The sequence below is a fragment of the Streptomyces sp. NBC_00193 genome, assembly GCF_026342735.1.
Classification (GTDB): Bacteria; Actinomycetota; Actinomycetes; order Streptomycetales; family Streptomycetaceae; genus Streptomyces; species Streptomyces stoeckheimensis.
The window spans coordinates 4,419,265-4,444,640 of sequence record NZ_JAPEMM010000001.1 but is presented as its reverse complement, the minus strand read 5'-3'; the positions used below and the strand labels follow the sequence as shown (position 1 = coordinate 4,444,640).

Below are 25,376 nucleotides of genomic sequence, written 5' to 3'. Positions count from 1 at the left end.
TCCGGCCGCCGGAGGGCGGAAACCGGCCGGGCGCCGCACGGGCGTCAGGACTTCTCGTAGTAGTAGCCCTCGCCGTGCGAGGGGCCCACGTTGTGCTGGAGGCCGGCCGGCAGGCTCTTGGTGAAGAAGGAGGGGTCCAGGACCCCGCAGAACTGGCTGGTGGACTTGGACTTGTCCACCGCGGCCGCGCCGATGTTGATCCGGGTCCCGCCGGAGGCCAGCGAGGTCACCTTGGCGATGTTCTCGCAGTGCCCCATCTGGGACTCGTTGATCAGGCGGACCGCCCCGGACCGGGTGATGATCACCGTGCCCGGCTGGCCGATGTTGAAGTCGCCCTTGTAGGTCCAGGTCCCGGCGAAGTACGCGGGCACCGCGTCGCCGCCGCCGGAGCCGCCGCCGCTGGGGGAACCGCCGCTCGGGGAGCCGCCGCCACTCGGGGAGCCCGCGCCCCCCGGGGTGGCGCCCGGGGTGGTGCCCGTACCGGTGCCTCCGCCGGCCGGGCCCCCGCCTCCTCCCTGGTTCGCGCTGCTGCCGCCCGGGGTGCCGGCGCCCCCGCCGGGGGTTCCCGCGCCCGCCGCCGCGCCCTGCCCGGCGGCGGCCTGGCCGTCCGGTGCCGGTACGGGCGGGCTCTGGGGGGCCTGGGGACTCTCGGAGTTCGGTGCGCCCGGGGCCGGTGAGCCGCTCGCCGCCGACGGGGAGCCCGCGGAGGCGCCGGGCACCACGGGCGCACTGCTCGCCGGGGGCGAAGCCAGCCGCCCGCCGCCGTCGCCGCCGCCGAACGGCTGGAGCAGGGCCACCGTGCCCCCTCCTACGGTGAACACCAGGACGGCCGGAACCGCGACGGTCAACCGCCGCCGCGCGGCGGGGCGTGGCTGCCGCCCGGCGGTGGACGGCCCGGCTGCCGGCCCGGTCGCCGGACCAGCACCCTCGACGGCCGCGACGGCCTCGACGACCTGCTCGCCGGACTCCCCCGCTGCCCCCGCCCCCGGCCGCAGCCCGAGCGTCCCCCGGTCGGGGGTCTGCGCCTCGGGCGCGGGCACGGGCACGGGCACGGGAGCCGGTACGGGTACGGGCGCAGGCGCCTCGGCCGCCGGCGCCGCCTCCGCGTCGAGCAGTCGCGCCGCCTGCCTGGCCAGCCGTTCCACCACGCCGGGCGGCAGCCACGCCCCGCCGCGCGCCGCCGGGAGGACCCGCTCGGGGTCCGCCAGCAGCTCGTCCACGCCCGGCCGTTCCTCCACGCCCTTGACCAGGCAGCGGCCGATGAGCGCGCGCAGGGAGGCGTCCGCCACCCGCTCCAGGGCCGGTTCGCCCTCCACGATCTGGAACATCACCGCGTGCTGGTTGCTGGCGCCGTGCCCGAAGGGCAGCTCGCCCGTGGCCGCGTACATGAGGACACAGCCGAGCGTGAACACGTCGCTCTTCGCCCCGGCCCGCTGCCCGCGCACCTGCTCGGGCGACATGAACCCGGGTGAGCCGACGACCATGCCGGTGCTGGTGAGCAGCGATTCGACGGAGGTCTCCAGGGCGCGCGAGATCCCGAAGTCGATGACCCGGCTGCCTTCGACGGTCAGCATCACGTTCGACGGCTTGAGGTCGCGGTGCACGATCCCGGCGGTGTGGATGTCCTTGAGCGCGTGCAGCAGCCCGTCCGCGAGGGCGTGGACGGAGGCCACGGGCAGGGGCCCGTGCCGGCGCACGATCTGCTCCAGCGAGAGCCCGGGTACGTATCCGGTGGCCACCCAGGGCCGTTCGGCGTCGGGGTCCGCCTCCAGGACGGGGGCGGTGTACCGCTCGCCGACCTTCCGCGCGGCGTCGATCTCGCGGCGGAAGCGCGCACGGAACTGCGCGTCGGCCACGTGTTCCTCGTGGACCACCTTCACCGCGACGGTCCGCCCGCCCTCGGAGCGGGCCAGGAACACCCGGCCCATCCCGCCGGCGCCGAGGCGCCCGAGCAGCAGGTACGGCCCGATCCGGCTCGGATCACCGGGCGCCAGCGGCTTTATGCCCCCGTCGGCGTTGTCGTCGTCGTCCCTGCGCGCGCTGCTCATACTGCCCGTCCCCCGATGGTCCGCCGCGGTCGGCCGGACTGGCATGTCCGGCCGAACCCGCATCAGGGTAAAGGCAGTTACGTTCAGGATGAAGCTACGCCCCCACGGCACGGAGGGGTTCCGGCCGGGACCGGCCTACGCGGCGGTGCAGACGACCCAGGCCGAAGCGGTGTTGCTCTGGCCGGTGTCGCTGTTCTTCACCCCCACCGTCCAACCCGAGGAGCTGGGCAGGGAGTCGGTGAGGAGCGTGAGCGTGCTGCCGGTCTGACCGCCTCCCCCGGTGGGCACCATGCCCGCCGGACAGCTCACGTGCGCGAAGCCGAAACCGCCGGCCGGGATGAAGACGATGTCGCCCCGGTACTGCGGGTGCGCGCTCTGCGGCGCGACGACGCCGGGGTCGGTGGGGGGCGCGGGCTTGGGCGGATCGTCTCCGGAGTCCCACGCACCGGCGGAGAACGCGCTGCCGGCAAGGAGCACGATCGAGGTCACGGCGGCCAGGGCGAGGGAGCGGGCGGATTTCATGTCGGCCTTCCTCTACACACTCGGGTTCGGGTCAGCCGTGGATTTCCCCGATCCCGCGGGGTGATCCGCCCGGCCACTCGTCCGGCGCAGGAAGAAACGTATGTGCGCATGCCGAACGAGTGACCCCCCGCATCACGCGACCACGGCAGGGAACGTGTGGCCTTCGACCGCACCCCCACGAGGAGGCCGCAATGACGCGCCCGCGCCGTTTCCGAACCGCCGCACTGCCGCAGCGTCACGCAGCAGCCGGGCCACCCGATCATCCTGTACCCCGGCAGGCAGGGCACTGCGGTGGCGCCCTACCCGGAAGGAACGAAACCCACGGGGGGAGGCGCGACGCTCGGCTTCAACCCCCTGGGCGCGGTCTTCTTCAAGGAATCGGCCCCGTCGGGAAACCTCTGGCGCGTGCGGGTCTACAACAGCACCGACGAGGTGCTGACCGTCCATCCCCGCGTGGTCTGCTCGACGGACGCCACCCTCACCCATCAGGTCGGACCGGACGCGCCCCTTGAGCCCGGGAATCCGAACAACCGCAGCACCGCGAGGTGCAGCGACTCCCAGTACGTGGTGGGCGGCGGGTTCCAGGCCGGGGACCGCACCTACGCGAGCGCAACGACCTGGTCGAACGGAAACTGGACCGCGCGGGCCAAGTACACCGACTACGACCCGGACGCCCCGCTGTCCTTCGTCAGGGCGTTCATCAGCTGCTCCGACACGGCGGCCACCCTCGCATCGAGCGGCAGCGTCCCGGTGGAGGCCGGAGAGGTGGGGACGGCCCACGCGGAGTGCCCCGCCGGACAGGTGCCGAGCGGAGGGGGCGGATCCGGCGGCATCGACGTCCTCCTCACCACCTCGGGCCCGACGGAGACGGGCTGGACGGTCCGGGCCAAGAACACGGGCTCCGTCCCTCACACCCTCTTCGCCGAGACGATGTGCACCGCCCCCTGACGCCCTGTACCACCGGCCGTACGGGTACTTCCGCCGAGCCGGGCCGATTCGGGAGGGTGCCCGCCCGAAGTCCTTTCTCCTCAAGGGGGCTCGGGCGGGGCCGCCACCGTGCGCGGATCCGGGTCGGCACGGCCCCTAATGGGCGCTATGCCCGCCCCCCGGAGCTTGCTTGAGTGCGCGTGTTCCGTTCGCACCGTTCCCCAGGGAGTCCCCATGTCCTACCGCCCCCGCCTCCGCAGCGCGGTGATCGGTGCGTGCACCGCGGTGCTGCTCTCCGGCTCCGGGCTGCTCGCACTCCCCGCCCAGGCGGAGAGCCCGCAGGCGACGGCCGCCACTACGGGCGCCCGGAGCAGCGTCCGGCCCTCAGAGGCTCCGCACGAACTCCGCGAAGGCGGCCGGGGCGACGGTGAAGGCGGGACCGTCGGGGTTCTTGGAGTCCCGGACGGCGATCTGGCAGGGCTGGGTGGCGATCTCTACGCAGCAACCACCGGTGTCCGAGCTGTACGAGGCCTTGCGCCAGGCGACGGCCCCGAGCGGGGTGCACTCGACGCACTCTCCGCCGGTGTCGCCGCTGTACGAGGACTTACGCCAGCGCGCGCCCGTCAGGTCCTGGATGCTGTCCATAGCGTTCCTCCATCACACGGGCGATCCGTGCCGCCGAGTCCTGCACGGAGAGAGCGGCGGCCTGCAAGTGATCGTAACGGAGCGAACCCTCCCTGAGGACTTGCGGATTGGCGGTCATATGACCCTGCACAAAGTCCTCGGTGTACACGAGATCGGGATCGTCCTCGAAGCGCAGGACTGTGAACGAGCCCATGAGTCCGGCATGCGCACCCACCTCGAAGGGCAAGATCTGCACCCGCACCCACTCCCGGCTCTGGAGCTCCAGCAGGTGCGCGAGCTGCCCCCGCATCACCTCCCGGCCACCGATCTCCTGGTGCAGGACCGCCTCGCTCAAAACCACCCACATCAGCGGCGGCTCGCCCCGGTCCATGATCCGCTGCCGCTCCATGCGGGCGGCGACCTTCCCGTCGAGGCCCTCGTCGCCCCGGACCCCGAGGATCGCCCGCGCGTACGCCTCCGTCTGCAAGAGGCCGTACACCAGCTGCGCCTGGAACGTGGAGATGTAGGTAGCCCGCGCCTCCATCTCCGCGTACGCCTGGAACCACGTAGGCAGCTGGCTCCGTAGGACCAACCCCACCAGCCGGGAGAACACACCCCCCGTACCCAGTGCCGCGTCGACCCTCTCCGAGAAGTCCCGGGTCGGAACCTTCCTCGCCGTCTCGATCTGGCCGATCAGCGAGGCCCCGCAGAAGACGATGCTCCCGAGCTGGCCCTGTTTGAGGCCGGCGGCCTCCCGTAGGCGGCGCAACTCGGCGCCGTAGTAGTCCAGCGGAGAGGCGCTGGGATCGAGGTCACGGACGTTGACCATGGAGCGGTCACCTCCAAGCACACGCCTCACGGCGTTCGTTTCGGTCCATAGCCGAGCGTAACCACGCCGCCGCACGCTGATGTCATGAATCTCGCAACTGGCCCCTCATCGGCAGGAATTGACGACATCTACCGCATGGGCTTCACCGTGGGTGAGCATTCGGCCCGGCACATGCGGCGCATCCTGCGGATGTTCCTCGCGCAGTGGGAGCTCGACGCCCTGGCCGACGCCGCGGAGCTCGCGCTCACCGAGCTGGTCGCCAACGTCGTGCGCCACGTACCCGGACGGGGCTGCGTGGTCCTCATCCTGCGGCAGCCGGACGGGCTGCGCGTGGAGGTCTCGGACGGCTGCCCGGCGCCCCCACGCGTGGCTCCCGACTCCGGGGAGCTGAGCGAGGGCGGCCGCGGCCTGCTCCTGGTCGAGGCGGTGACCGACCGCTGGGGCACGGACCCGGATCCCACCGGGAAGACGGTGTGGTTCGAGTGCGATGTCCTTCGGCCCGTCACGGGGTGACGACGACGTCGAGCCGCAGTCCGGCGGGGCGGGCGGGACGGCAGAAGGCCCGCTGGAATCAGATCCAGCGGGCCTTTGCCGCTAAGCAGCTTCGACTGCGTGCATTACATGGGGCTGCCATCCGGCACCACAGACCGGACACACATCGACGAACTCGTGTGCGCGGAGCCGGTTCGCGATGTCTCCCAGCAGCGGGGTCCCCGCGTCGGCCACGACCGCGAGGAAGTCCGTACCGCACGTCCGACAGCGGAGATCCATGTCACCGCCGGCGAGTGCGCCGGCGAAGGCCCCCTCACAGGATTCGCCCTCGGCGATCCTCCTGTCGAGGTCCTCCAGGTCCGTGCCGTCGCTCCAGTGCAGGAACAGCCGGTAGGACCTGCCGCTCGGAAGCGGCATGACGATGCGCCGCAACCGGTCGGACCGGACGAGAGACTGCTCCCGGCCCTCGTCCTGGCCCGGGAGGAGATCCTCCTTGCCCAGTGCGCCCGACCGGGGGTAATAGCGCACCGGAAGCGGGCCGAGAACAATCTCTACGTACATCTACAGCCTCGTCACGGCAATCATGTGCGGCACAAGCACCTCTGCTTCACCCGCACCCGGCAATGTCTGCAGGATCATTTGGCTTCTCGGAATCCTCGCGGCGTAAATGGTGCCACCGAAGCCCCGCGCGACATTGATGTCCGTGGTGAACGACATCATCGACCGGGGACCGATCTGCGCCATCTCCGTTCCGAATGACCCGTGGGCCTGAACATAGTCGTCGAGCGAGCCCCAGGCAGCGAGCGCATCGCCGTGAGCCTGCTGCGACGCCCTCATCGCTTCGTCCATCGAACCGGTTCCCGCATAAGTGCTGCGCGCAGCATCACTCATGAGGTGACCCGACTCTTCCGCGATCATGTTTTCCAGTCCCTGGTCGGTGCCTCGATAGACCGTGACCAGATCATCGTCACCACCACCCGATCCACAGTTGTGAACGAGGACCGGCGTGGCCTCCGCCACCACGTAGTACGTGTGGAGGTTCGACACCGTGAGGTTGTGGACGGTGGCGGCCGCCGCGGTCCACGGCTCGGCCGCGGTGACCTGTACACGGGTGCCCGCGCCGGTCTGGAGCCACTGACCGGGCTCCAGGTCGGTGGCGTCGATCCACTCGCGCAGCTCGGGGACCCAGAACGGGTGCCCGTCGGTCGCGGTGACCTCGGCCGTCTTGGAGCCCGACGTACCGTCGACGTCGATCGTGATCTTGACGAGGTGCTTGAGACCCTTGCCCTTGATTTCCGCACTGACCGTCTCGACGCGGGTCTCACCGGTCTTGGGGTCGGTCGCGAGGATCTTGTCGCCGGTCTTGACCTTCTCGATCGCCTTCGCGGAGCCGTCGGCCATCAGCACCTTCGTGCCGGGCACGAAGCTGTTGCCGGCCGTGGAGCAGGATCCGCCGCTGCCGCCCTCGGTCTTGCCCGAGCCGCCGCTGCCGCTGGATCCGCCCTTGCTCCGGGCGGAACCGCCGGAGGAACCTCCCGGCTTGGCCGCGCCGGCCTTGCTTCCGCCGCCCTTGCCACCGGACTGGCTGGAAGCCTTCGGGGCGGCCTTGACCTGGGCCTTCTTCTGGACGGCGTTACCCGTCTTCTTTTTCGCCGCGGCTGCCGCGTCGGCGGTTCTCTTGGCTGCCTCGGCCGCCTTCTTCTTGGCCCGTTGCGCGGCCTCCTTCTTGGCCTTCTCGATCGCGGCCTTCTTGGCCTGGAGCGCTGCCGCCTCGGCGGCCTTCGCCGCCTTCAGCACCATCTCGGCGGCCTTCTTCGCCGCCTTGAACGCCTGGATGGCGTTGATGGTGCGGTTGACGGCCTTGATGACCGAGGGGATCTTGCCGAGCTTCGTCCACGGAATGGCCCCGATGATGAGGCTGCCGCAGGACCACATGTCACCGCCGAAGCAGCCCATGGCGTCGTTGATCCCGATGAAGTCCTTCAGCGTGTCCCACGCCACGGCGAGGATGACGGAGGTGAGGGACTTGCCCTGCATCGCCTCGGCCTGGGAAACCTGCGCCGCCGACAGACCCGCGCCCGCGAGGGCCGCCGCGCGCTCGCTGGCGGTCAGGCTGATCGACAGACCCGTCGGGTCCGAGAAGGTCATCGGGTTGTTGTGCGCGTAGGCGTACCCGTTGGACTGCAGCGGGTCGTTCAGATCGAGGATCGGGTCGGCCGAAAGGAAGCGGCCGACGAGCGGGTCGTAGAGACGGGCGCCCAGCGGCTGGAAGCCGGAGGTGTCGTCGCGGTCCTTGCCCAGGAAGCCCTTGTGGCTCTGGACGTTCTGCCCCGCCGTGTCGGTGCCGCGCTGGTTGCCGAACGGGTCCTGCTTGCGGACCCGGACCGGTTGGCCGGCGCTGAGGGCGACCTCCGCGTAGATGCTGCCCTGGTGATCCATCGCCAGGGCCGTCAGGGAGTTGCCGGCGCTGCCGTTGGCGTAGCGCAGCACCGCGCCGCCGGGGGCGGAGTAGGTGCGCTCGGTGCGGACGAGGACGCCGCCCGGCTGGACGGTGACCTGTGCCTCCCCGAGGTTCAGGGTCGCCTGCTTGCCCTGGATGGTCAGCAGGCTCGAACCGTCGGGACCGTAGATGTGACGGGTGTCGTTCTGCGGCAGCCACTGCTGGGCGGCCTGCGCCGCGTCACAGGTGGCCAGGACGATCGGCGTCGCGTTGGCGTTCGTCCCGCCCTGTACCGCGAGGCACAGACCGGACGGGGCGTGGGTCAGCTGACCCGAGGCGTTGCGCTTCAGCTGCTGCGCGGCGGAGCCGTCGCACTTCTGCACCTGGGCCGCAGCGCCCGCCGTGTTCGAGGCCGGCTGGATGCACCAGGTGTCGTAGACCTCCAGGGTGCCCAGCTTGGCGTCCGCCTGGCCCGGGACCGGGTCGAAGTGCCATGCCTGGGCCACGGTGCCGTTGCACTGGTACAGCTGGATGGCGTTGCCGGCGCTCGCGAGCCCGGACTTGAGGTCGAGGCACTTCTGGCCGAGACCCACGTACGGGCTCTTGCCGCCCGAGCCCTGGCCCGTGATCCGGTCGACCTTGCCGTCGTAGGTCCAGGTCAGGTCCTGCTTGTCGCCGTTCTGCACCGACGTGACCGACTTGGTCTCGCCGGTCAGCTCGTACAGGCGCGTGGCCTCGGCCGTGATCTGCGCGCCGGCCGGCGTGACGTACTTCTTCGTCACCTTGGTCAGCGTGTGCGGCTGGTCCTTCGCCGCGTTCTTGCCGTACTCGTAGGTGGTGACGGCGTCCTTCGCCGTGTCACCCGCGAGGTTCCGCTCGGTCAGCTTGGTGCGGTTGCCGAGGAGGTCGTACTCGTACTCCTGCCAGTAGCCGGAGCCGTCCTTGCCCGCGACGACGTTCATGGTGCCGTCGGTCTTCTTCGGGGTGGTGCAGGCGGTCTGCTCCTTGGAGGTCCAGGCCGACTTCAGCTGACCCAGCGGGTCGTAGGAGAAGCACTGGCGCTCCTCGATCCCGACGGACTTCTCCTGGACCGAGGTGACGTTGCCGGCCGGGTCGTAGGAGTACGCCCGGTTGGAGACCAGGTTGCCGCCGACGAGACTGGCGGTGTTCTGCTCCCGGTAGACCGCCTGCTCCTTCAGCTCACCGCTGGACTCGTCGAAGGAGCTCTGCGTCCAGACGCGGTACGGCTGGGCGCCCAGGGTCGACCGGAGCACCTGGCCGTACGGGGAGTAGACCGTCTCGGAGCCGTACCAGTCCTTGCCGGAGACGGAGAGCGGCTGACCCTCCTTGTTGTAGCGGACGACCAGCTTCTCGGCGTCCAGCGCACCGACCGCCGGGAGCTGCGCGTCCTCCAGCCTGCCCGTGTCGCTGTAGTTGTAGCTGTAGTTGTAGTCCTTGGCGAAGCCCCAGGTGTCGACCATCTGCTGCGGGAGCGACAGGGTGGTCGAGGTGGGCTGGTAGTCCTTCGTGTAGCCGTTGACCTTCTGGGTGTAGGCCAGGCCATCGGTGTAGCGGGTGGCGGCGGCGGGCATTCCCTTGCCGCCCGGGGCGCTGTCGTACGTGAAGTCGGCCAGCAGCGTGCCGTTGGCGTCGTTCATGCGCTGCTGCTTCGGCCGCGACAGCTGGTCGTACTCGTTCCAGACCTTGACGCCGCGGGCGTTGGTGCTCGTGACGACCCGGTCGAGGTGGTCGAACTCGGTGCGGCTGACACCGGCGTCCGGGTCGGTCGTGGAGTCCATCCGGCCGCGGTGGTCGTACGTCCAGGTCCACGGGTGCGTCGGGTCGGCCGAGTTGGTGGCCTTCACCCGCTGGCCGCGGGCGTCGTACTCGTAGGAGACGGACGTGTAGCCCTTGGGCGCGGCGGAGTTGAAGCTGTCCGTGCGCACCGTACGGCCCAGGGCGTCGGTGTAGACCCGGTAGGACGAGGCGCCCGCCGGGTTGATGATCTTCGACCAGTCCTGGCCGTACTCGTAGCGGGTGGCCCGTTCCGGGTACTCCTTGGAGGAGGTCTGCTGGGTCTGGGGGTCCACGTACTTCATGTACGGGGTCTCCGCCAGGACGCGGCCGAGGCCGTCGTAGGTGTAGCGGGTGATGTTGGGTATCGCGGTGTCGGCGAGCGGCGTGAAGAGCTCGCCGATCTTCGCTTCCTTGGTCAGGTAGGCGTTGTTGGTCTGCCACACCTCGCCGGAGCTGTTGTACAGGGTGTCGGTGACCAGGTAGCCGTCACCGCTCTCCGGCTCCTCCAGGGACTGACGCTCGCGGCCGAGGCCGTCGTAGAGCGTGACCGAGGTCTCGATCCGGCCCCCGTCGCCCCGGGAGTACGTGGTGACGAACGGAGGCTTTCGGATCTTGAGGCTGGAGTCTTCCGGGTCGGTCTCCTCCGGCGGGATCGTGTACTCGGCCCGGAAGTCGGGCACCGCGGACGGGGAGGGAGTGCGGCCCGCGGCCCACGCCTCGGAGATCCGGCCCAGCGGGTCGAACGCGGCTTCGCTCACCAGGCCGTTGGCGTCGGTCGTCTTCAGGGTGACCGCGCGGCCCGGCTCCAGCTCCTGCACCTGGGTGTGGCCGAGGCTGTTCGACTGGGTGACCTTGAAGACCTGGCCGGTCGGCGGGTCGAAGCTGATCGTGGAGGACTTGCCGTCCGGGTCGGTCCCCCGGATGACACGGCCGATCGCGTCGAACCCGTTCGTACCCTTGCTCTGGAAGCCGGTGCCCGCGCCGTTCAGCGACCAGGACTCGGTCGCCAGACCACGGGAGGTGCCGGCCAGGGCGGTGCCGTAGGCCGTGCCGTCGTAGGCGGTGCGGAAGGCGCCGCTCAGCGTCGACAGGTCGGCGAAGTTCGCCGCGGCGCAGGTGGTCGGGGAGACCAGGACCTGCTTGGAGAGACCGATGAGGTTCTTCGCGGTCTGGTGCAGGTACTCCGTCTTGGTGCAGGACTCGTCACCGGGCTTGCCGGTGTCGCCCGAGGAATCCACCAGGGTCGGCAGGCCGTACACCGACTCGTAGGTGGTCTTCGTACGGACCTCGCGGAGGGTGCGCGGGTCGTCCTCGTTGGTGCCCGAGGACTTCGTGTACGCGATCTCCTCCGGCTCCGTGACCCGCCAGGCCTTCAGCGGGTCCAGGCCGTCGTCGCGGTTCCGCTTGGCCAGCTCCGTGGCCTCGGGGATCGTGACGCTCCGGGACAGCCAGTTGGTGTCGGCGTCGGTCGCGGCGCTGTAGCTGAGTTCCTCGGCGACACGGCCGGCGAAGGCCTGGCGGTCGTAGACGGTCGAACCGTCCGACGCCTTGATGACGTTGCCGTGGACGTCCTTGACCGGGACGGTGTCGCCCATGCCGCGGAAGTACCGGGTGACGGCCTTGGACTGCTTGCTGCCGATGGCCGGGTCTTCGCTACCGGTGATGACGGTGGTCTGCTCGGCACCCGCGAACTGCGAGTACGTACGCGTCGACTTCTTGGTGAACTCGGTGTCGGCGAGCTTCCAGGCCGGGTTCTTGTACGTGTAGGCCGTCTTCGTCCCGTACGAGCCGTCGACGTTCGGGAGCTCCTCGATGGACTGGACCACGTACTTGTGGAACCAGTCGATGTCCTCGACCTCGGGGTCCGGGTTCCAGAAGGACGGGTAGCACAGGCGGTCGTTGGACTTCAGCGCCGCCGTGTCGGTCTTGCCGGGCAGCGGGCCGGAGAGGCAGGAGCCCTCGATGGGCTTGTACGTGACGACGGTCTCGCCGCCGTACTCGTTGATGACGCGCGCGATGCGCAGCCGGGAGAACCCGGGGCGCTGCGGGTTGACCGCGAGGACGCGGTTCGGCATGTCCTCGGTGTTCGACTCGAACCGGACCGGGCTCAGTGCCACGCTGGCGTCGGTGGAGCCGTTGCGGGCGTAGCCGGTGCGCTGGATGGACTCCAGCCACAGGGCCGTGTTGGGGCCGGTCTTCAGCTCGGCGAAGCTCTGCTTCAGCTGGTACACGTCCACGACCTGGCGGGCGGTGGTGTCGGTACGGCGCTGGGCCGAGGTCGTGATCTTGTCGAGGCGCTTGCGGGTCCAGAAGGTCGGACCGGCGTTCCAGCACTTCTTGCCGGACTCGCAGCGCAGGTCGGCCGGGGTGTCGAACCAGGGCCGGTACTGGCCGGGGTCCTTCGACTTGAAGTTGTCCTCGGTGCAGGCGACGCTGCCGACGGTGTAGCAGCGCTCGGCGACGCTGAAGCCGATGCGTGCCGGGGCCTCAGTGCTGAAGATGGTGTCGCGGCGCTGTCCGTAGTCGATGCGCGACAGGTAGCCGTCGCGGTCGTAGACGACCGGAGACTTGAAGTTGAAGTTGCGGGCGTAGTAGTTCTGGTCCTTCTTCCACCACAGCGACATGGCGTTGCCGTGGAGGTCCTCGACGTAGTCGAGGCTCCAGCGCCAGCCCTGCGTGCAGGAGGAGCCGGCCCAGTCGCCCGCCTTGTAGCAGTCCTCGCCCGCGTGGTTGCCGTAGACGGGGACCGTGAGGACGGAGTCCGTGGTCGGGTCGTCGGCGGCGGAGCCGTGGTCGGACCAGCCGGGCAGCTTGTTCAGGCCGAAGTGGTACCTGGTGCCGTCCTTGGTGGTGACGACCCAGTACTCGCCGTCCTTCGCGCCGTTGCCCGTGGCCTGGCCGGTGAGGCGCTCGACCTTCGAGCCGTCGCCGTTGGAGGTGGTCCAGGTGCCCTTGGCCGCGTCCCACACCAGCTCGGTGGTCATGCCGCCGAGGGAGAGGGTGGCGTTGTCCGAGCCCCAGCACAGGTCCGCGGTGCGGTGCGTGGCGTTGTTGGAGCCGGCCTTCTTCGAGTCCTCGCGGCAGTTGGTGTACGTGCGGGTGATGGAGCCCGCGTTGTAGTCCCAGCCGTCACCGATCCACGAGGCCTGGTTGTTGGTCGAGGAGGTGCGGCCGTCGACCGACTGCGAGGAGTAGGACAGGTTGACCTTCGGCATCAGACCGCCGGCCGTCTCCGGGGTCTGCACCTGGTACCCGTAGGTGAAGGCGCCGGAGGAGGAACCGGCGGACCAGTCACCGGAGGACAGCAGCGGGGAGGCCGTGAAGTCGCCCTGCACCGAGGAACCGGTGTCGAGCATGCCGACCGCCGAACCGCCGGTGGCGTTGGCGGCGGGCTGGACGCCCTCGCTCAGGGAGGCGTTGACGACGGGCATGCCGTCCTCGCCCAGCAAGGCGTTGACCGGCTCGGCGGAGCTGGAGCCGCCGGCGAGCAGGCGCGCCACCGGCAGGGTGCCGGTGAGGACCTTGCGGGTCGGGGAGCCCTTCGCCGCCGTGGTCCCGGTCGGAGCGTCCTTCGCCGGCACCGTCTCCACGGTGGAGCTCAGACGCTCGATCTTGTTCGTCTCGTCCGGCTTGTTCGGATCCGCGCTGAGCGACATGGTCTGGACGCCGCCCTCGTCCGCGCACTCGCCCGCATTCGGGGAGGAGTAGACGCACTCGGGCAGCAGCACCAGGCCGAAGCGGTCGGCGGCCTGCGGTCCGTAGAGGTCGGCGAAGCCGGTCGTGTCGACGCTGAGGGACACCTGGGCGGCCGGGTCGACCGTGGCCGGCGGGGTCACCTTCATGACCAGACCGGACACGCCTGCGTCCTGCGAGGTGGCCGGTGAGGCGAGCTCGACCTTCCAGTCACCCGCGACGGTGGCCGGGTCGGTGCCCTCGGGGACGCCGAGGGCGATCGGCAGGCCGTTGGTGACCGGGACGGTGGCACCGGGCTGGGTGGCCGCCGACAGCGTCGCATTGCCCGTGCCCGCGGCCCACGCGGCGGTGGCCTTCGGGTCGTAGGGGTCGACGGGCACCTCGCGCGCCGTGGTCAGCGCCTTCTGCGCCCCGCCGTCCCCGTCGAGCTGGGTCGCCTTCGGCAGGTCCGGGAGGTCGACCGTCGTGGTCGACTCCTCGCGGTCCATGCCCGGCCCCGGGATGGCGAGCGCCTCCCCGCCCAGGCTCGTCACCGTCAATATCGAGGACAGCAAAAGGACGGTCGCCGTGCGGCTTCGCCGCCGGCGCCGTCGTTGTGACTCCGTCACGGCTAGGCGTCCCCGCCCAAGCCATGACAGCGGACCTGAAGCACGCATGCGCGTCGACTCCCACCCTGACAATTCAGACAACAGTGAGGTGCGGAAGCACCAAAAGGCACAGGCCTGGCTCAGGCGCGTGCGTGCGTACTCTCCGTCATCGGTCACACAGGGGCAAGAACGTTTGCTTCCGCTTGTGCACCCGCGAAGTGAACTGCCTCACGCACCAGTACGCCATGAACGGGGACCAGCGAGCACCTTCCAGAAACGGGCCCCAATCCGGGACATCTACGGCCCTCAATTTGCACCAAACAACCCCAAGGCGGGGCATGCGTGACGGATGGTCAAGGAAATCCCCGCACTGAGTAACGGTCTTATAAAATTCTCATCAATGGACGCCCCCTGAGGACTGTGTGATCGTGTCTCCGCTCTCTGCCCCGCGGCCTGCCGTCTGGGGCTGGTTGTACTGTCCTCAGTCCGTCTGGTTCCCACGGGAGTAGACCGCCGTGCCCGCGTCGCCCTTTATCAGCCCTTTCGTGCGCACGCGCACGCGGCTCTCTTTGACCATCGGCCTCTTGCTGGCCTCCCTCACAGCTGCCCTCTTGACCTGGTGGCAGCCCGACTCCGCTCCTGCGACGGCCGGCGGCAAGGCCGGTGACGCCCAGCAGGCGTCCACCGGCCCGAAGGACGAAGCCACCGCGGTGGACGAGGCCGTTCGCAGTGGCAAGCAGGTACTCATCGACACCGTCACCACTGCGACCTCGCTGACCTGGGCGCTGCCCAACGGACAGCTACGCTCCGAGACACACGCCGTCGCGCAGCGCGCGAAGGACGCGGACGGCCGGTGGGCGCCGATCGACAACCAGCTCAAGCGTTCCGACAAGGCCCCCCGCGGGCTCGGTGTTTCGCCCGTGAACCCGGCCCTGCCGGTGCGCTTCGCGAGTGGCAGCGCCCAGAAGCCGCGTGCGGACCGCTCGTTCGCCCGGGCCGAGGTGCCCGGTGAATCGCTTCTCGCCGAGGTCGAGTTCGGCGGTCACACGATCGCCTACACCTGGCCGGGCGCTCTGCCCGCACCGGTGCTCGACGGCCCGCGCGCCCTCTACTCCGAGGTGCTGCCGGGCGTGGACCTGCTGCTCGTGGCCCGCGAGGAGGGCGGCTTCGCCCAGGTCCTCATCGTGAAGACCCCGCAGGCCGCCCAGAACAAGGCCTTCGCCGACGTCCGTTACGGACTGCGTTCGCAGACCGCCACCTTCCGGCACGACACCGAGGGCAACCGCGTGGCGGTCCTCGACAAGGACGGCGCCGAAGTCGGTTCCATACCGACCCCCTTCGCCTGGGACTCCAGCGGCCGCGACCCCGAGCTGCCCGAGGGCACCGCCTCCCGCACCGCCACCGCCACGTCGGCGGACGTCCTGAAGCTGTCCGGTCTGAGCGGCATCGAGCCCGGCGCGAAGTCCGCCCAGCTGCCCATCGCCCTGGAGGGCGACAACACCGGGGCCGCGCACATCGCGCTGAACGTCGCCGGCACGGGCCTGCTCGCCGACCAGGCCGTGAAGTACCCGGTCTTCGTCGACCCGACCATGAACGCGGGCTGGCAGGCCTGGACGACCGCGTACCGGCCGTACCCGAACTCCAGTTTCTACAACGGCACCAACTTCTCCTCCGGCACCTCCGACGCCCGCGTGGGCTACGAGTCGGACACCGGCGGTCTGGGCCGTTCGTTCTGGCGCATGGGCTTCGACCCGAAGATGAAGGGCGCCAAGGTCACCAGCGCGACCTTCAAGGTGCAGAACAACCACTCCTGGTCCTGCACCAGCCGGGAGTTCCAGTTCTACCTGACCGGCTCCATCTCCTCCGGTACGACGTGGAACGCGCAGCCTTCGTGGTCGACGCTGCTGCAGAAGAAGTCCTTCGCGCACGGCTGGTCGTCCACGTCCTGCCCCGACGAGTACGAGGCGTTCGACAACTCCGGTGTGCTCGGGGCCGCCCAGAAGGGCGCGGACAACGGCTGGACGAACATCACCTTCGGCATGCGCGCCACCAGCGAGTCGGACACGCAGACCTGGCGCAAGTTCCGTGCCACCTCCGCCACGTTCGTGGTGGACTACAACCGCCCGCCCTCCGAGCCGACCAACGGCAGCTCCACCCCCGGCGGCGCCTGCGTGCCCGGCCCGGGCGGCGGTGTGACGGTCGGCAAGACGAACATCGTCCTGAAGGCCACGGCCAAGGACGACGACGGCAACCTGTCCAAGGTGCGCTTCCGCTTCTGGAAGACCGGCGGCACGGTCCCGGCGGGCACCCTCGTCGCGGCCCCCGCGGGCGGCGGCACCGTATCGCTGACGATCCCGGCCACGTTCCCGCTCGAGGACAAGGCCACGTACTCCTGGGACGCCATGGCGCAGGACGCCGCCGGCGCCACCTCGACGGTCTTCCCTCCTGGCACCGAGCCCTGCCGGATCACCGTCGACGGCTCCGCGCCCCCGCCGCCGACGGTCGACGAGGCGACCACGCCCTTCAAGCGCGCGACCTCCGACGGCGCCACGTGGGCGACCGTGAAGTTCGGCGAAACCGGTCCCTTGACCTTCGCCTCCGAAGGCGCCGCGAAGTTCCGCTACGGCTGGGAAGGCGTCTACGTCGACGTCACCGCGGTCAACGGTTCCTTCACCGTCCCCGCGCTCAAGCCCCCGCACGCCGGCCCGAACTGGCTGCACCTGTTCGCGCTGGACTCGCTCGGCAACGTGAGCGCCCGCACCGACTACGCCACCTACGTGCCGCCGCGGGACTCCGCCGACGGCCCGGGTGACGTCGGCGGCGACGGCATCGCCGACCTGATGATCATCGACGCGAACGCCAACCTGTTCTCCTACCCGGGCAGCCCGGGCGGCGAACTGTACGGCGGCCTGACCGGCTCCTACTCCATGGGCCCGGACGGCAAGCCCGTTCTCGCGCCGAAGACACCGTGGTGGAACGGCACCAAGGCCGCACTGATCTCCCACTACGCGGACGTCTACCCCGGCGACGGGTCCACCGACCTGTTCGCCGTGGACCCGGACGGCACGTTCTACCTGTACCCCGGCGACGGCTACGGCACCTTCAACGTGGACGACCGGCTCGCGATCCGCCTCCCGTCCAACACCCCCGCCCCGAGCACCTGGGTGTCGATGAAGGCGATCGGCGACATCACCGGCGACAAGCTGACCGACGTCACCGTGAAGGTCGGCACCCAGTTCTGGCTGCTCTCCGGCTACACCGGAGCCACCTTCCAGACCGCGACGCTGATGGAGGGCTCCGCCTGGGGTCCCCGTGAGATCGTCAACATCGCCGACATCGACCTCGACAACACGCCCGACCTGCTGTGGCGCAGCCTGGACTCCGGCACCCTCTACCTCCGCCACGGCAAGCCCGGATCCGTCGCGGGCAGCGTCGACATCAACTCTCTGAAGCTCGCGGCCAACTCCCGCGAGGGTGCCGACACCTCGTACGGGACGAACTGGACGACGACCAACATCTCGGCGATCATCGCCATCCCGGACGTCAGCGGAGACCGGATCCCCGACCTGTGGGTCCGCTACGCCGACACCGGCAACATGAAGCTGTACTACCCGTCCGCCACCAACACGAACGCCGCCGTCAAGACGGTGCTCGCGGTGGACTGGCGCGGCATCAAGTCCTTCGGCTGACGCCGGGGACCGCCCGGCCCGCATGACGCCGGCCTCCAGGACCTTCCCGCGGTCCTTGAGGCCGGCGTTCTTCGTTCCTCGTCGTCACGGGGTGACGACGACCTCGTCCACGCGGCTCGACGAGACGTAGTGCGCCTCGTCCGTGACCTGGTAGCGGGCGGACCAGGAGCCGCTCTGCGTCGCGGTGTACTTCCTGGTGAAGGTGCCGTCGGCTCCGGTGAACGAATAGCCCACGGCCTTCCACTCCGTGCTGCCGGCGGGCCGGAAGTAGTAGTGGACGTACTGGCCCGCCAGGGGCTCACGGGCCGGGTCGGCCTGGGTGAGCTTCCCGGTCAGCGTGATCGGCTTGCCCTTCTTGACCGGCTCGGGTGCGGCGTTGAACTCCGGGATCGCCGTCTCGGTCCGCGGCACGACCTGGACGGGGGACGAGACCGAGCCGTTGATGTCCGGGGTGCCCGCGTACCGCATCCGGACGAATCCGGGGCCCGGGTAGGGCAGGGCGGTCCTGAGGGTGTGCACGCCGCTCATGGGGAACCCGATGTAGTCCTCCACCTTCTGGCGAGTGGTCCAGCCGGTCTTGCCGTCCGCCGAGTACTGGACCTCCACCGTGACCGCGTTGATGCCTGCCGGGATCTGACCGCGATTGAACTCTCCCAGCAGCCTCACGATCTTGTTGCGGTCCACCTTGGCGGTGAGCGAGGGGAAGGAGGTCCCGCCCGTGACGTCCACCTTCACGTCCTGGCTTTCCGCGGACACCCAGGCGTTCCTCTCGCTGACGCGCCACGAGGTGTCCTCCGTCAACTCGCGGGACCAGGTGAACCGGCCCGCGGTGACGGTTGCGACGGAGTCGCTGTGGATGACGAGCCCCATGGCCCCGGGTGCCGGCTTCCAGGTGCCGTCCTCGGCCTTCCACGTGAAGGAGCCGCCGACCTTGCCCCGTGTCGCGTAGGGGCCCGTCACGGTCGTCGAGTCCAGCGCGATGCGCGCCTCCACCGGAGTCACCGGGACGGCTGCCCTCGCCTGCTCCTTCTTGCCGTTCGCCTCGGTCGAGAGGCTGACGGCCGTCTCCCACCCGAGCAGCTTCCCGCCCCTGGGGTCATAGACCGGGTCGCCGTCGGTACCGTGCACGGTCACCTTGGACGCGAAGTGCCCCTGCGCGTCGGCGACCAGCGCGGTGGTGACGCCGCCGCTGGCGGCCGTGAACGCGGCGCCCGCGTACGGCTTCTGTGAGCCGTCGCGCGGATCGTAGAGCTTGATGTCGCCGGAGAGGGTGGTGTCCCGCCGGTCCAACGACACCGCGTTCGCGGACTTCAGGCCGGAGAAGACCGGCCGGAGCCGGTAGTTGAGCGTCGCCTTGTCCTGGTGGAGGACGGGCTCGCCACGGGTGCCGGTGTACTCCACGTCCACGGTGTAATCGCCGAGGACGGCGAGCTTGGGCACGTCTGCCTGGAAGCGGACGGAGCCGTGGCCGCAGGAGGGCTCGCAGTCACCCGGAGCGCCCTCTACGAACCTGGTGAGGGTGGCCACCCGGGCAGTCGTGCCCTTCACGCGCAGGTGGACCTTGAGGTTCTCGGGCAACGTGTCTCCGCCCGTTTGGAGATACACGTTCACCTTCTCGTTTTCCGTGGTCGCGACGACCCCCTTCGGAAAGGGGTCCGCGGCGTGCGCGGCCGTGGGCACGGACAGTACGGCGGCCAAGGCCGTCATGGTGCAGAGTGCGGCGCTGATGTTCTTGTTCATCGTTTCCCCCCGTGATGCGTCTTCCACGATCACCCAGAGGACTCCGCAGCCCGCCCGAAGGTTGTACGGGCGTAAGGGCGTACGGGCAGCGCGAAGTGACGGGTGGTGCACGCTCCCGGGCCTACACCCCTCCCCCGGTGCGCGCGTGCCGGACCGCCGCCGCCGCGAGTCCGGCGATGAGGGGGTGGGCGCGGGTACCGTCGCCGTCCAGTTCGGGCTGGAAGAGGGTGGCCAGGAAGAAGGGGTGCTCGGCCAGTTCGGCGATGCGGATGTCGCCGGATTCGTCGGTGCCGGTGAAGGTCATGCCGTGGGCCCGGAGCAGGTCCAGGTGGAGCGGGTTCGGGCCGTAGTTGCAGTGGTACCGGGCCTGCGTGCGGTCCGCACCGAGCAGCCGGGCGGCGCGGGACCCGGGGGTGACGCGTACGGTCCCCTCGTGGCCCACGAGCGAGCAGGCCAGCGGGACGACGACGGCGTCTGCCTCGGCGGTCGCGGGGTCGTTCTCGGCGTGGGCGGCCCGGTCCAGGCCGCAGACCGTACGGGCGAACTCCAGCAGGGCGTGCTGGAAGCCGCCGCAGGTGCCGAGGAAGGGGATGCCGTTCTCGCGGGCGTCCCGGATCGCCGTGAGCACGCCGCCCTCGCTGCGGTAGGGGCTGCCGGGCAGCACCCAGACGGCGTCGAAGCCGTCCATGCCCTCGCCGGCTTCCTCGGTGGGGATCCAGTAGGCGTCCAAGTCCAGGCCCTCGCGCAGGCGCAGCGCCTCCAGCAGGCCGGGGACACGGGCGTGGGACCGTACGGCGTCGGAGCGGTCCGCGATCAGGGCGATGCGGGCGGGTGACGTCGTGGTGGTGGTGACGGTGGCGGTGGGGTTCGCGTTCATGAAGGTCATCCTCCGAGCCCCCGCCCCATCACGTCCAACGATGATCTGCACTACCCGCATTAGTGATGCTGATGCCTGAGCGATACTGATGCCCATGGATCCGCATCTCCTCCGCACCTTCGTCGCGGTCCTCGAGCACCGCTCCTTCTCCACCGCCGCCTCGGTCCTCGGCTACACGCAGTCGGCCGTCTCCCAGCACATCGCCGCGCTAGAGGCCGACTTGGGCGCCCGGCTGGTCGAACGCCGGCCCGTCGCCCCCACCGGGGCGGGGGTCCGGCTGATGGAACACGCCCCCGCGCTGCTCCTGCGCCTGGACGCGGCCCGTGCCGACATCGCCCGCCTGCGCCGGGCCCCCGACGCCCGGCTGACGCTGGCCTGTTCCCCCGCGGCCTTCGGCCCGGACCTGGCGCAGGCCCTGGCCACCCTGCGCGCCGCGGGGCCGGTGGAGGTCGACCTCCACGTCCTGGGGCGGGAGGCGGTGGTCGAGGAGGTCCTGACCGGCCGCGCCGACCTCGGCCTCGTGGACGGGGTGGCCGCGCCCAGCGACCCCCTCCCGCTGCCGGACCTCGGCCCGACCGTCACCCTCGCCGTCGCCGAGGAGCCCCTGGCCGTGCTCTTCCCGCACACCCACCCCCTGGCGCGGCGCCGTTCGGTCCGGCTGCCCGACCTCGCGCAGGCGCAGTGGATCGACGCCCCCGACACGGCGGTCCCCCTCGCCCGGCTCCGCGAGGTCAGCCACACCGCCGGCTTCCACCCCCGCATCCGCCACCACGGCACCGACCCGCACGCCCTGGCCGTCCTGGCAGCCGCCGGCCACGGCCTGACCTCCCTCCCCCTCTCCCTGGCCACCACCTTCCCCGGCACCACGGCGGTCCCGATCCGCACCCCCCGCCTGGTCCACCGCACGGAACTCCTCCACCCGGCCGACCCGACCCCCCAGGCGGCCCGCACGGCCGTCCTCCTCACCGGCCGGGGCTGAGCCGGCGGGGGCCGAGCCGACCGGGGCCTGCCCGTGGGGAGTTGAGCCCGTACGGGGTTGATTACCAAACGGGTCGACCCGTAAGGTAAATCGCGTGAACTCCTCCCCGCCCTCCAAGGGCCGCCCCAGGGATCCCCGCTCGCACGAGGCGATCGTCGGCGCGGTCACCGAGCTGGTGATCGAGGTCGGGTACGCCGCGACCTCGATCGGGGCGGTGGCCACCCGCGCCGGTGTCGGCAAGGACACGATCTACCGGCGGTGGCGGGGCAAGCCGGAGCTGGTCTTCGAGGCCGTGTTCACGACCACCGACAGCGCTCCGGTCCCGGACACCGGAACGCTGACCGGGGACCTGACGGCACTCCTACGGGACCTGATCGACGAGTTCCACGCACCGGCCGCCGCAGCGGCGCTCCCGGGCCTGCTCGCCGACTTCGCCGCCGATCCGGTACTGAAGGCCCGCATCCGCAGCGACTTCCTGGCCCCCTCGAAGGAGCGGCTGCTGATCGTCTTCGAGCGTGCCGTGGCGCGCGGAGAGATCGCGGCCGCCGTACCCGTGGATCTGGTCCTGGACACGCTGGCAGGAGCCGTGTTCTTCCACATCGGCCTCGTGGGGGAACAGCCCGACCGTCAACTGGCCGACCGGCTGGCCGACATCATCGCCAAGGGAATCGAGATCCGATGAACGGCTGGCTCCTCGCAGCGGGCATCACCGCATCCGGCGTGGCCGCGGTGCACCTCGTCGGCGGGCACCGGGACGTGGTGCGCCCGTTGCTGGCCTGCGGACTCGCGGACGAACCCAAGCGCGTCCTCCATGCCGTGTGGCACATGGTGAGCGTCGACCTGGCGCTCTCCGCGGCCTTCCTGATCCACCTCGCACTGGCGGACGGCACGCCGGCGACCGGCCTGACGGCGTGGTTCGTGGCCGCGCACTTCGTGGCGTACTCCGCCGTCTTCCTGGTCGTCACGCTGTCGGTCGGCTGGCCGAAGCCGCTGCTCCGGCTGCCGCAGTGGATCCTCCTCCTGCCGGTCGCGGCCCTTACCGCGGCGGGCGCCGCGTAGGGCCGGACCCGGGCATGGCGTCCTACCGGCGGGTAAGGCAGCATGGGCCGCCGACGTGCGCCGATGTACGCCGGATGTCGTATGCCGCATGCCGCCCAATCCGCAGGAGGAACACCATGGCCAGCCCCAAGCCGGAGACCCTCGCCGCCTTCGAGGCCGCCAAGGGGTTCATGCCCGTAGGGGAAGGGCTCGCGCTGTACGAGGCGGCCGCGTCCGCGGCGCGGCTCGGGCTGCCGCTGCTGGAGGTCGGGACCTACTGCGGGCGCTCCACGATCCTGCTCGCCGACGCCGCCCGCGAGGCGGGGGTGAGCGCGCTCACCGTGGACCACCACCGGGGCAGCGAGGAGCAGCAGCCCGGCTGGGAGTACCACGACCCGAGCGTCGTGGACCCGGAGATCGGACTGATGGACACCCTGCCCACCTTCCGCCGGACCCTGCACAAGGCCGGTCTGGAGGAGCACGTCATCGCGATCGTCGGCCGCTCCCCGCAGGTCGCCGCGGCCTGGGGCGGCAAGCTCGGTCTGGTCTTCATCGACGGCGGCCACACCGACGAGCACGCCACCGGCGACTACGAGGGCTGGGCCCCGCACGTCGCCGAGGGCGGCACGCTGGTGATCCACGACGTGTTCCCCGACCCGGCCGACGGCGGCCAGGCCCCGTACCGCATCTACGTGCGCGCCCTGGCCTCGGGCGCCTTCGAGGAGGTCTCGGTGACCGACTCCCTGCGCGTCCTGCGCCGCACGGGCGCGGGCATCTGACCTTCCGCCCGTCCTTCGGGGCCGGCCGGTGTTCCTCCGGCCCCGCCTACGCCTCTCCAGCCCCGTGGGCGTCAGCCACGTCCAGCCCCACCGGCGCCAGCCACATCCAGCCCCGCCGGCGTTTGAGGCGCGGGGGTCCGGGGGCTGGCCCCCGGCAACGGCGCCGCACCCGCACTCGGCGCTCACGGGGCATATAACCTCACCGCGCCCCCGGATGGAGCAGGGTCCGTACACCCGGCCAAGGGCCGGTCTAGCATCGCCGGGTGCGCTACGACGAAAGCTCCCCGCCGCTCCCCGAGTCCGCGAGCTCCATCAGTCCGGACCGGCCCTGGTACGCCCGCCGGTCGACCCTGGTCGTCGCGGCGGCCGCGATCGCCCCGGCCTGTCTGGCCGGATGGGTCCTGACCGAGGTGCTGGGCGGGGGCGCGAGCGACGACTCGCGGCCGCCCCGGATCGTGATGCCGCTCTCGGCGTCGGCGAAGCTGCCGTCCGCGGCACCGACACCGGCCGCGAGCCCGGCCGCGAGCCCGGCCCCCGGTGCGACCCCGGGTACGACCCCCGGCGCAACCCCCGGAGGGACCGCCCCCGCCGCGGCGAACGGCCTCGCCGGCCGGACCGTCGTCATCGACCCCGGTCACAACACGGGCAACTTCAAGCACACCACCGAGATCAACCGCCAGGTGGACATCGGCACCAACCGCAAGGAGTGCGACACCACCGGCACGACCACCAACGCCGGCTACATGGAAGCCGAGTTCAGCATGGACGTGTCCCGGCGCCTGCGCACCGTCCTGGAGGCCAAGGGCCTCAAGGTGGTCCTCACGCACGAGGCCGGCAAGGAACGCCCCTTCGGCCCCTGCATCGACGAGCGCGCCCGCATCGGCAACGAGGCCGCCGCCGACGCCGTGGTCTCCGTCCACGCGGACGGGGTCTCGGCCGGCAGCCGCGGTTTCCACGTCATCCTCCCCGCCAAGGTCAAGGGCGGCGGCGCCGACACCGCGAAGATCATCGAACCGTCCCGGCAGCTCGGCGAGCGGATCGCCGGGAACTTCGCCCGGACCACCGGTTCCGCCCCCGCCAACTACCTCGGCAGCGGTACCGGATTGGTCGTCCGCGACGATCTGGGCGGACTGAACCTCTCGACCCGTCCCAAGGTGTTCATCGAATGCGGCAACATGCGTGATGCCAAGGACGCGGCACAGCTGTCGAGTCCGGAGTGGCGCCAGAAAGCGGCCCAGGGCATCGCGGACGGCATCGTCGGCTTCCTCGGCGGGTAGGGCCACCAGGACCGTCCCTCCGGACGGCCCGCAGCCCCGATCCTCTCGGCCGCGGCGAAGCTCCGTACGATGGTGCCGCCCGCCCCCTGCGTCACGGCGGGCACCCACGGCACCACGAGACGACGAGACCGAGAAGGACACCTAAGACGTGAACATCCGATCCCTCACTCGAGGCGACGGCGTGGTGATCGGAGCAGCGGCGTTGCTGTTCATCGCCTCGTTCCTCGATTTCTACTCCGCGCCCGGCGTCGACGCACCGAGCGCATGGGACACCGACGTGTACCGGCTGGCGCTGCCGAGCATCTTCCTGCTCGCGTTCATCGCCGTCGGCCTGCTCGTCGCCGCCCGCCTGCAGCCCGCCGGGCGCCAGCTCCTGGGCCTGCCCTTCCAGGCCTGGGGCACGGTCCTCTCCGTCGCGGCCGCCTGGTCCGCGCTCTGGGGGCTCATCACCTGCCCGACCGGGGCCGACCTCGGCGCGGGCGCCGTCATCGCCTTCCTCGCCACCGCGGCGCTGGCCGGCGTGACCCTCTTCGGCGCGAAGGTCCCGGCGCTCGCCGGGCAGCTCGTGCCGGACCCGAAGCCCGCCACCGCCGCCGTCCCGCCGTACGGACAGCAGCAGCCGGGCGCCGGGTACGGGTACCCGGGCGGCCAGGAGCCGCAGCCGTACGGGGCCGCCCCGCAGCCGGTCCCGCCCTACGGCGGCGGCCAGGAGCAGGCCCAGGCTCCGCAGGACCAGACCCCGGCTCCGGCCCCGGCGGCGGACTTCACGCCGTTCTGGTTCGCCGTTCCGGTGGCCCGCCCCCTCTTCGCCGAGGACGGCAGCCCCGCCCCGATCGCGGAACTCGCGCCCGGCACCTGGTACCTGGCCGTGGAACAGCGCGGTCCGGCCACCCTGATCGCCCAGACCCAGGACGGCCGCCGCGGCGTCCTGAACGACACCTCGGGCATCCAGCGCGGCTGATCCCGGGCACGCGCCTCATCGACGGCCCCCCACCCTTCCGGGTGGGGGGCCGTTGCCCTACAGTCACCTGACGCATC

The 25,376-nt window shown here is 70.8% G+C and carries 17 protein-coding genes; 9 read left to right on the top strand and 8 right to left on the bottom strand.

Features of this window, described 5'->3' with window-relative positions; genetic code table 11:
* Positions 1–44 precede the first annotated feature (44 nt).
* The gene (locus OG898_RS19740; RefSeq protein WP_266958356.1) at positions 45–2,048 is read right to left on the bottom strand and encodes a serine/threonine-protein kinase; all 2,004 of its coding nucleotides are present in this window, start codon (positions 2,046–2,048) and stop codon (positions 45–47) included.
* Between the two features lie 135 nt (positions 2,049–2,183).
* Positions 2,184–2,570: a hypothetical protein gene (locus tag OG898_RS19735; RefSeq protein WP_266958354.1), complete on the bottom strand. Its 387-nt coding sequence runs from the start codon at positions 2,568–2,570 to the stop codon at positions 2,184–2,186.
* A gap of 291 nt (positions 2,571–2,861) precedes the next feature.
* Between OG898_RS19735 and OG898_RS19730 the strand changes: the two genes are divergently transcribed.
* Complete coding sequence (locus OG898_RS19730; protein ID WP_266958352.1) at positions 2,862–3,518, top strand: hypothetical protein; 657 nt, start codon at positions 2,862–2,864, stop codon at positions 3,516–3,518.
* A gap of 363 nt (positions 3,519–3,881) precedes the next feature.
* On the opposite strand, the gene OG898_RS19725 is transcribed toward OG898_RS19730, so the two are convergent.
* Positions 3,882–4,142 (bottom strand): DUF397 domain-containing protein, encoded by a 261-nt coding sequence (locus OG898_RS19725; RefSeq protein ID WP_266958350.1) that lies wholly within the window; start codon positions 4,140–4,142, stop codon positions 3,882–3,884.
* Positions 4,102–4,950 (bottom strand): helix-turn-helix transcriptional regulator, encoded by an 849-nt coding sequence (locus tag OG898_RS19720; RefSeq protein ID WP_266958348.1) that lies wholly within the window; start codon positions 4,948–4,950, stop codon positions 4,102–4,104. The genes OG898_RS19725 and OG898_RS19720 overlap by 41 nt, the downstream gene beginning before the upstream one ends.
* Positions 4,951–5,034: 84 nt before the next feature.
* Between OG898_RS19720 and OG898_RS19715 the strand changes: the two genes are divergently transcribed.
* Positions 5,035–5,463 (top strand): ATP-binding protein, encoded by a 429-nt coding sequence (locus OG898_RS19715; RefSeq protein ID WP_250745648.1) that lies wholly within the window; start codon positions 5,035–5,037, stop codon positions 5,461–5,463.
* Between the two features lie 81 nt (positions 5,464–5,544).
* On the opposite strand, the gene OG898_RS19710 is transcribed toward OG898_RS19715, so the two are convergent.
* Both OG898_RS19710 and OG898_RS19705 read right to left on the bottom strand, forming a co-directional pair.
* Positions 5,545–6,003 (bottom strand): hypothetical protein, encoded by a 459-nt coding sequence (locus tag OG898_RS19710; protein ID WP_266958345.1) that lies wholly within the window; start codon positions 6,001–6,003, stop codon positions 5,545–5,547.
* Positions 6,004–13,905, bottom strand: a complete 7,902-nt coding sequence (locus OG898_RS19705; RefSeq protein WP_266958343.1) for a polymorphic toxin-type HINT domain-containing protein — start codon at positions 13,903–13,905, stop codon at positions 6,004–6,006.
* 599 nt (positions 13,906–14,504) lie between these two features.
* Here OG898_RS19705 and OG898_RS19700 point away from each other — a divergent pair.
* Positions 14,505–17,648, top strand: a complete 3,144-nt coding sequence (locus OG898_RS19700) for a DNRLRE domain-containing protein (protein ID WP_266958341.1) — start codon at positions 14,505–14,507, stop codon at positions 17,646–17,648.
* An 84-nt stretch (positions 17,649–17,732) separates the two neighbouring features.
* Here OG898_RS19700 and OG898_RS19695 read toward each other — a convergent pair whose 3' ends face one another.
* Positions 17,733–19,388, bottom strand: a complete 1,656-nt coding sequence (locus tag OG898_RS19695; RefSeq protein ID WP_266958339.1) for a hypothetical protein — start codon at positions 19,386–19,388, stop codon at positions 17,733–17,735.
* 121 nt (positions 19,389–19,509) lie between these two features.
* Positions 19,510–20,274: a hypothetical protein gene (locus OG898_RS19690; protein ID WP_266958337.1), complete on the bottom strand. Its 765-nt coding sequence runs from the start codon at positions 20,272–20,274 to the stop codon at positions 19,510–19,512.
* A gap of 85 nt (positions 20,275–20,359) precedes the next feature.
* Between OG898_RS19690 and OG898_RS19685 the strand changes: the two genes are divergently transcribed.
* The 6 genes from OG898_RS19685 to OG898_RS19660 all read left to right on the top strand — a co-directional run bounded on the left by OG898_RS19685 (position 20,360) and on the right by OG898_RS19660 (position 25,299).
* Positions 20,360–21,244, top strand: coding sequence for a LysR family transcriptional regulator (locus OG898_RS19685; protein ID WP_266958335.1), 885 nt, complete (start codon positions 20,360–20,362; stop codon positions 21,242–21,244).
* A gap of 94 nt (positions 21,245–21,338) precedes the next feature.
* Positions 21,339–21,926, top strand: a complete 588-nt coding sequence (locus OG898_RS19680; RefSeq protein ID WP_266958333.1) for a TetR/AcrR family transcriptional regulator — start codon at positions 21,339–21,341, stop codon at positions 21,924–21,926.
* A complete protein-coding gene (locus OG898_RS19675) occupies positions 21,923–22,303 on the top strand; it encodes a hypothetical protein (protein WP_266958331.1) in 381 nt (126 codons plus the stop codon). The genes OG898_RS19680 and OG898_RS19675 overlap by 4 nt, the downstream gene beginning before the upstream one ends.
* 116 nt (positions 22,304–22,419) lie before the next feature.
* Positions 22,420–23,061 (top strand): class I SAM-dependent methyltransferase, encoded by a 642-nt coding sequence (locus OG898_RS19670; protein WP_250745657.1) that lies wholly within the window; start codon positions 22,420–22,422, stop codon positions 23,059–23,061.
* A gap of 263 nt (positions 23,062–23,324) precedes the next feature.
* Complete coding sequence (locus OG898_RS19665; protein WP_250745658.1) at positions 23,325–24,338, top strand: N-acetylmuramoyl-L-alanine amidase; 1,014 nt, start codon at positions 23,325–23,327, stop codon at positions 24,336–24,338.
* Between the two features lie 148 nt (positions 24,339–24,486).
* Entirely contained in the window at positions 24,487–25,299 is an 813-nt protein-coding gene (locus tag OG898_RS19660; protein ID WP_266958328.1) for a hypothetical protein, read from the top strand.
* Positions 25,300–25,376: the final 77 nt, after the last annotated feature.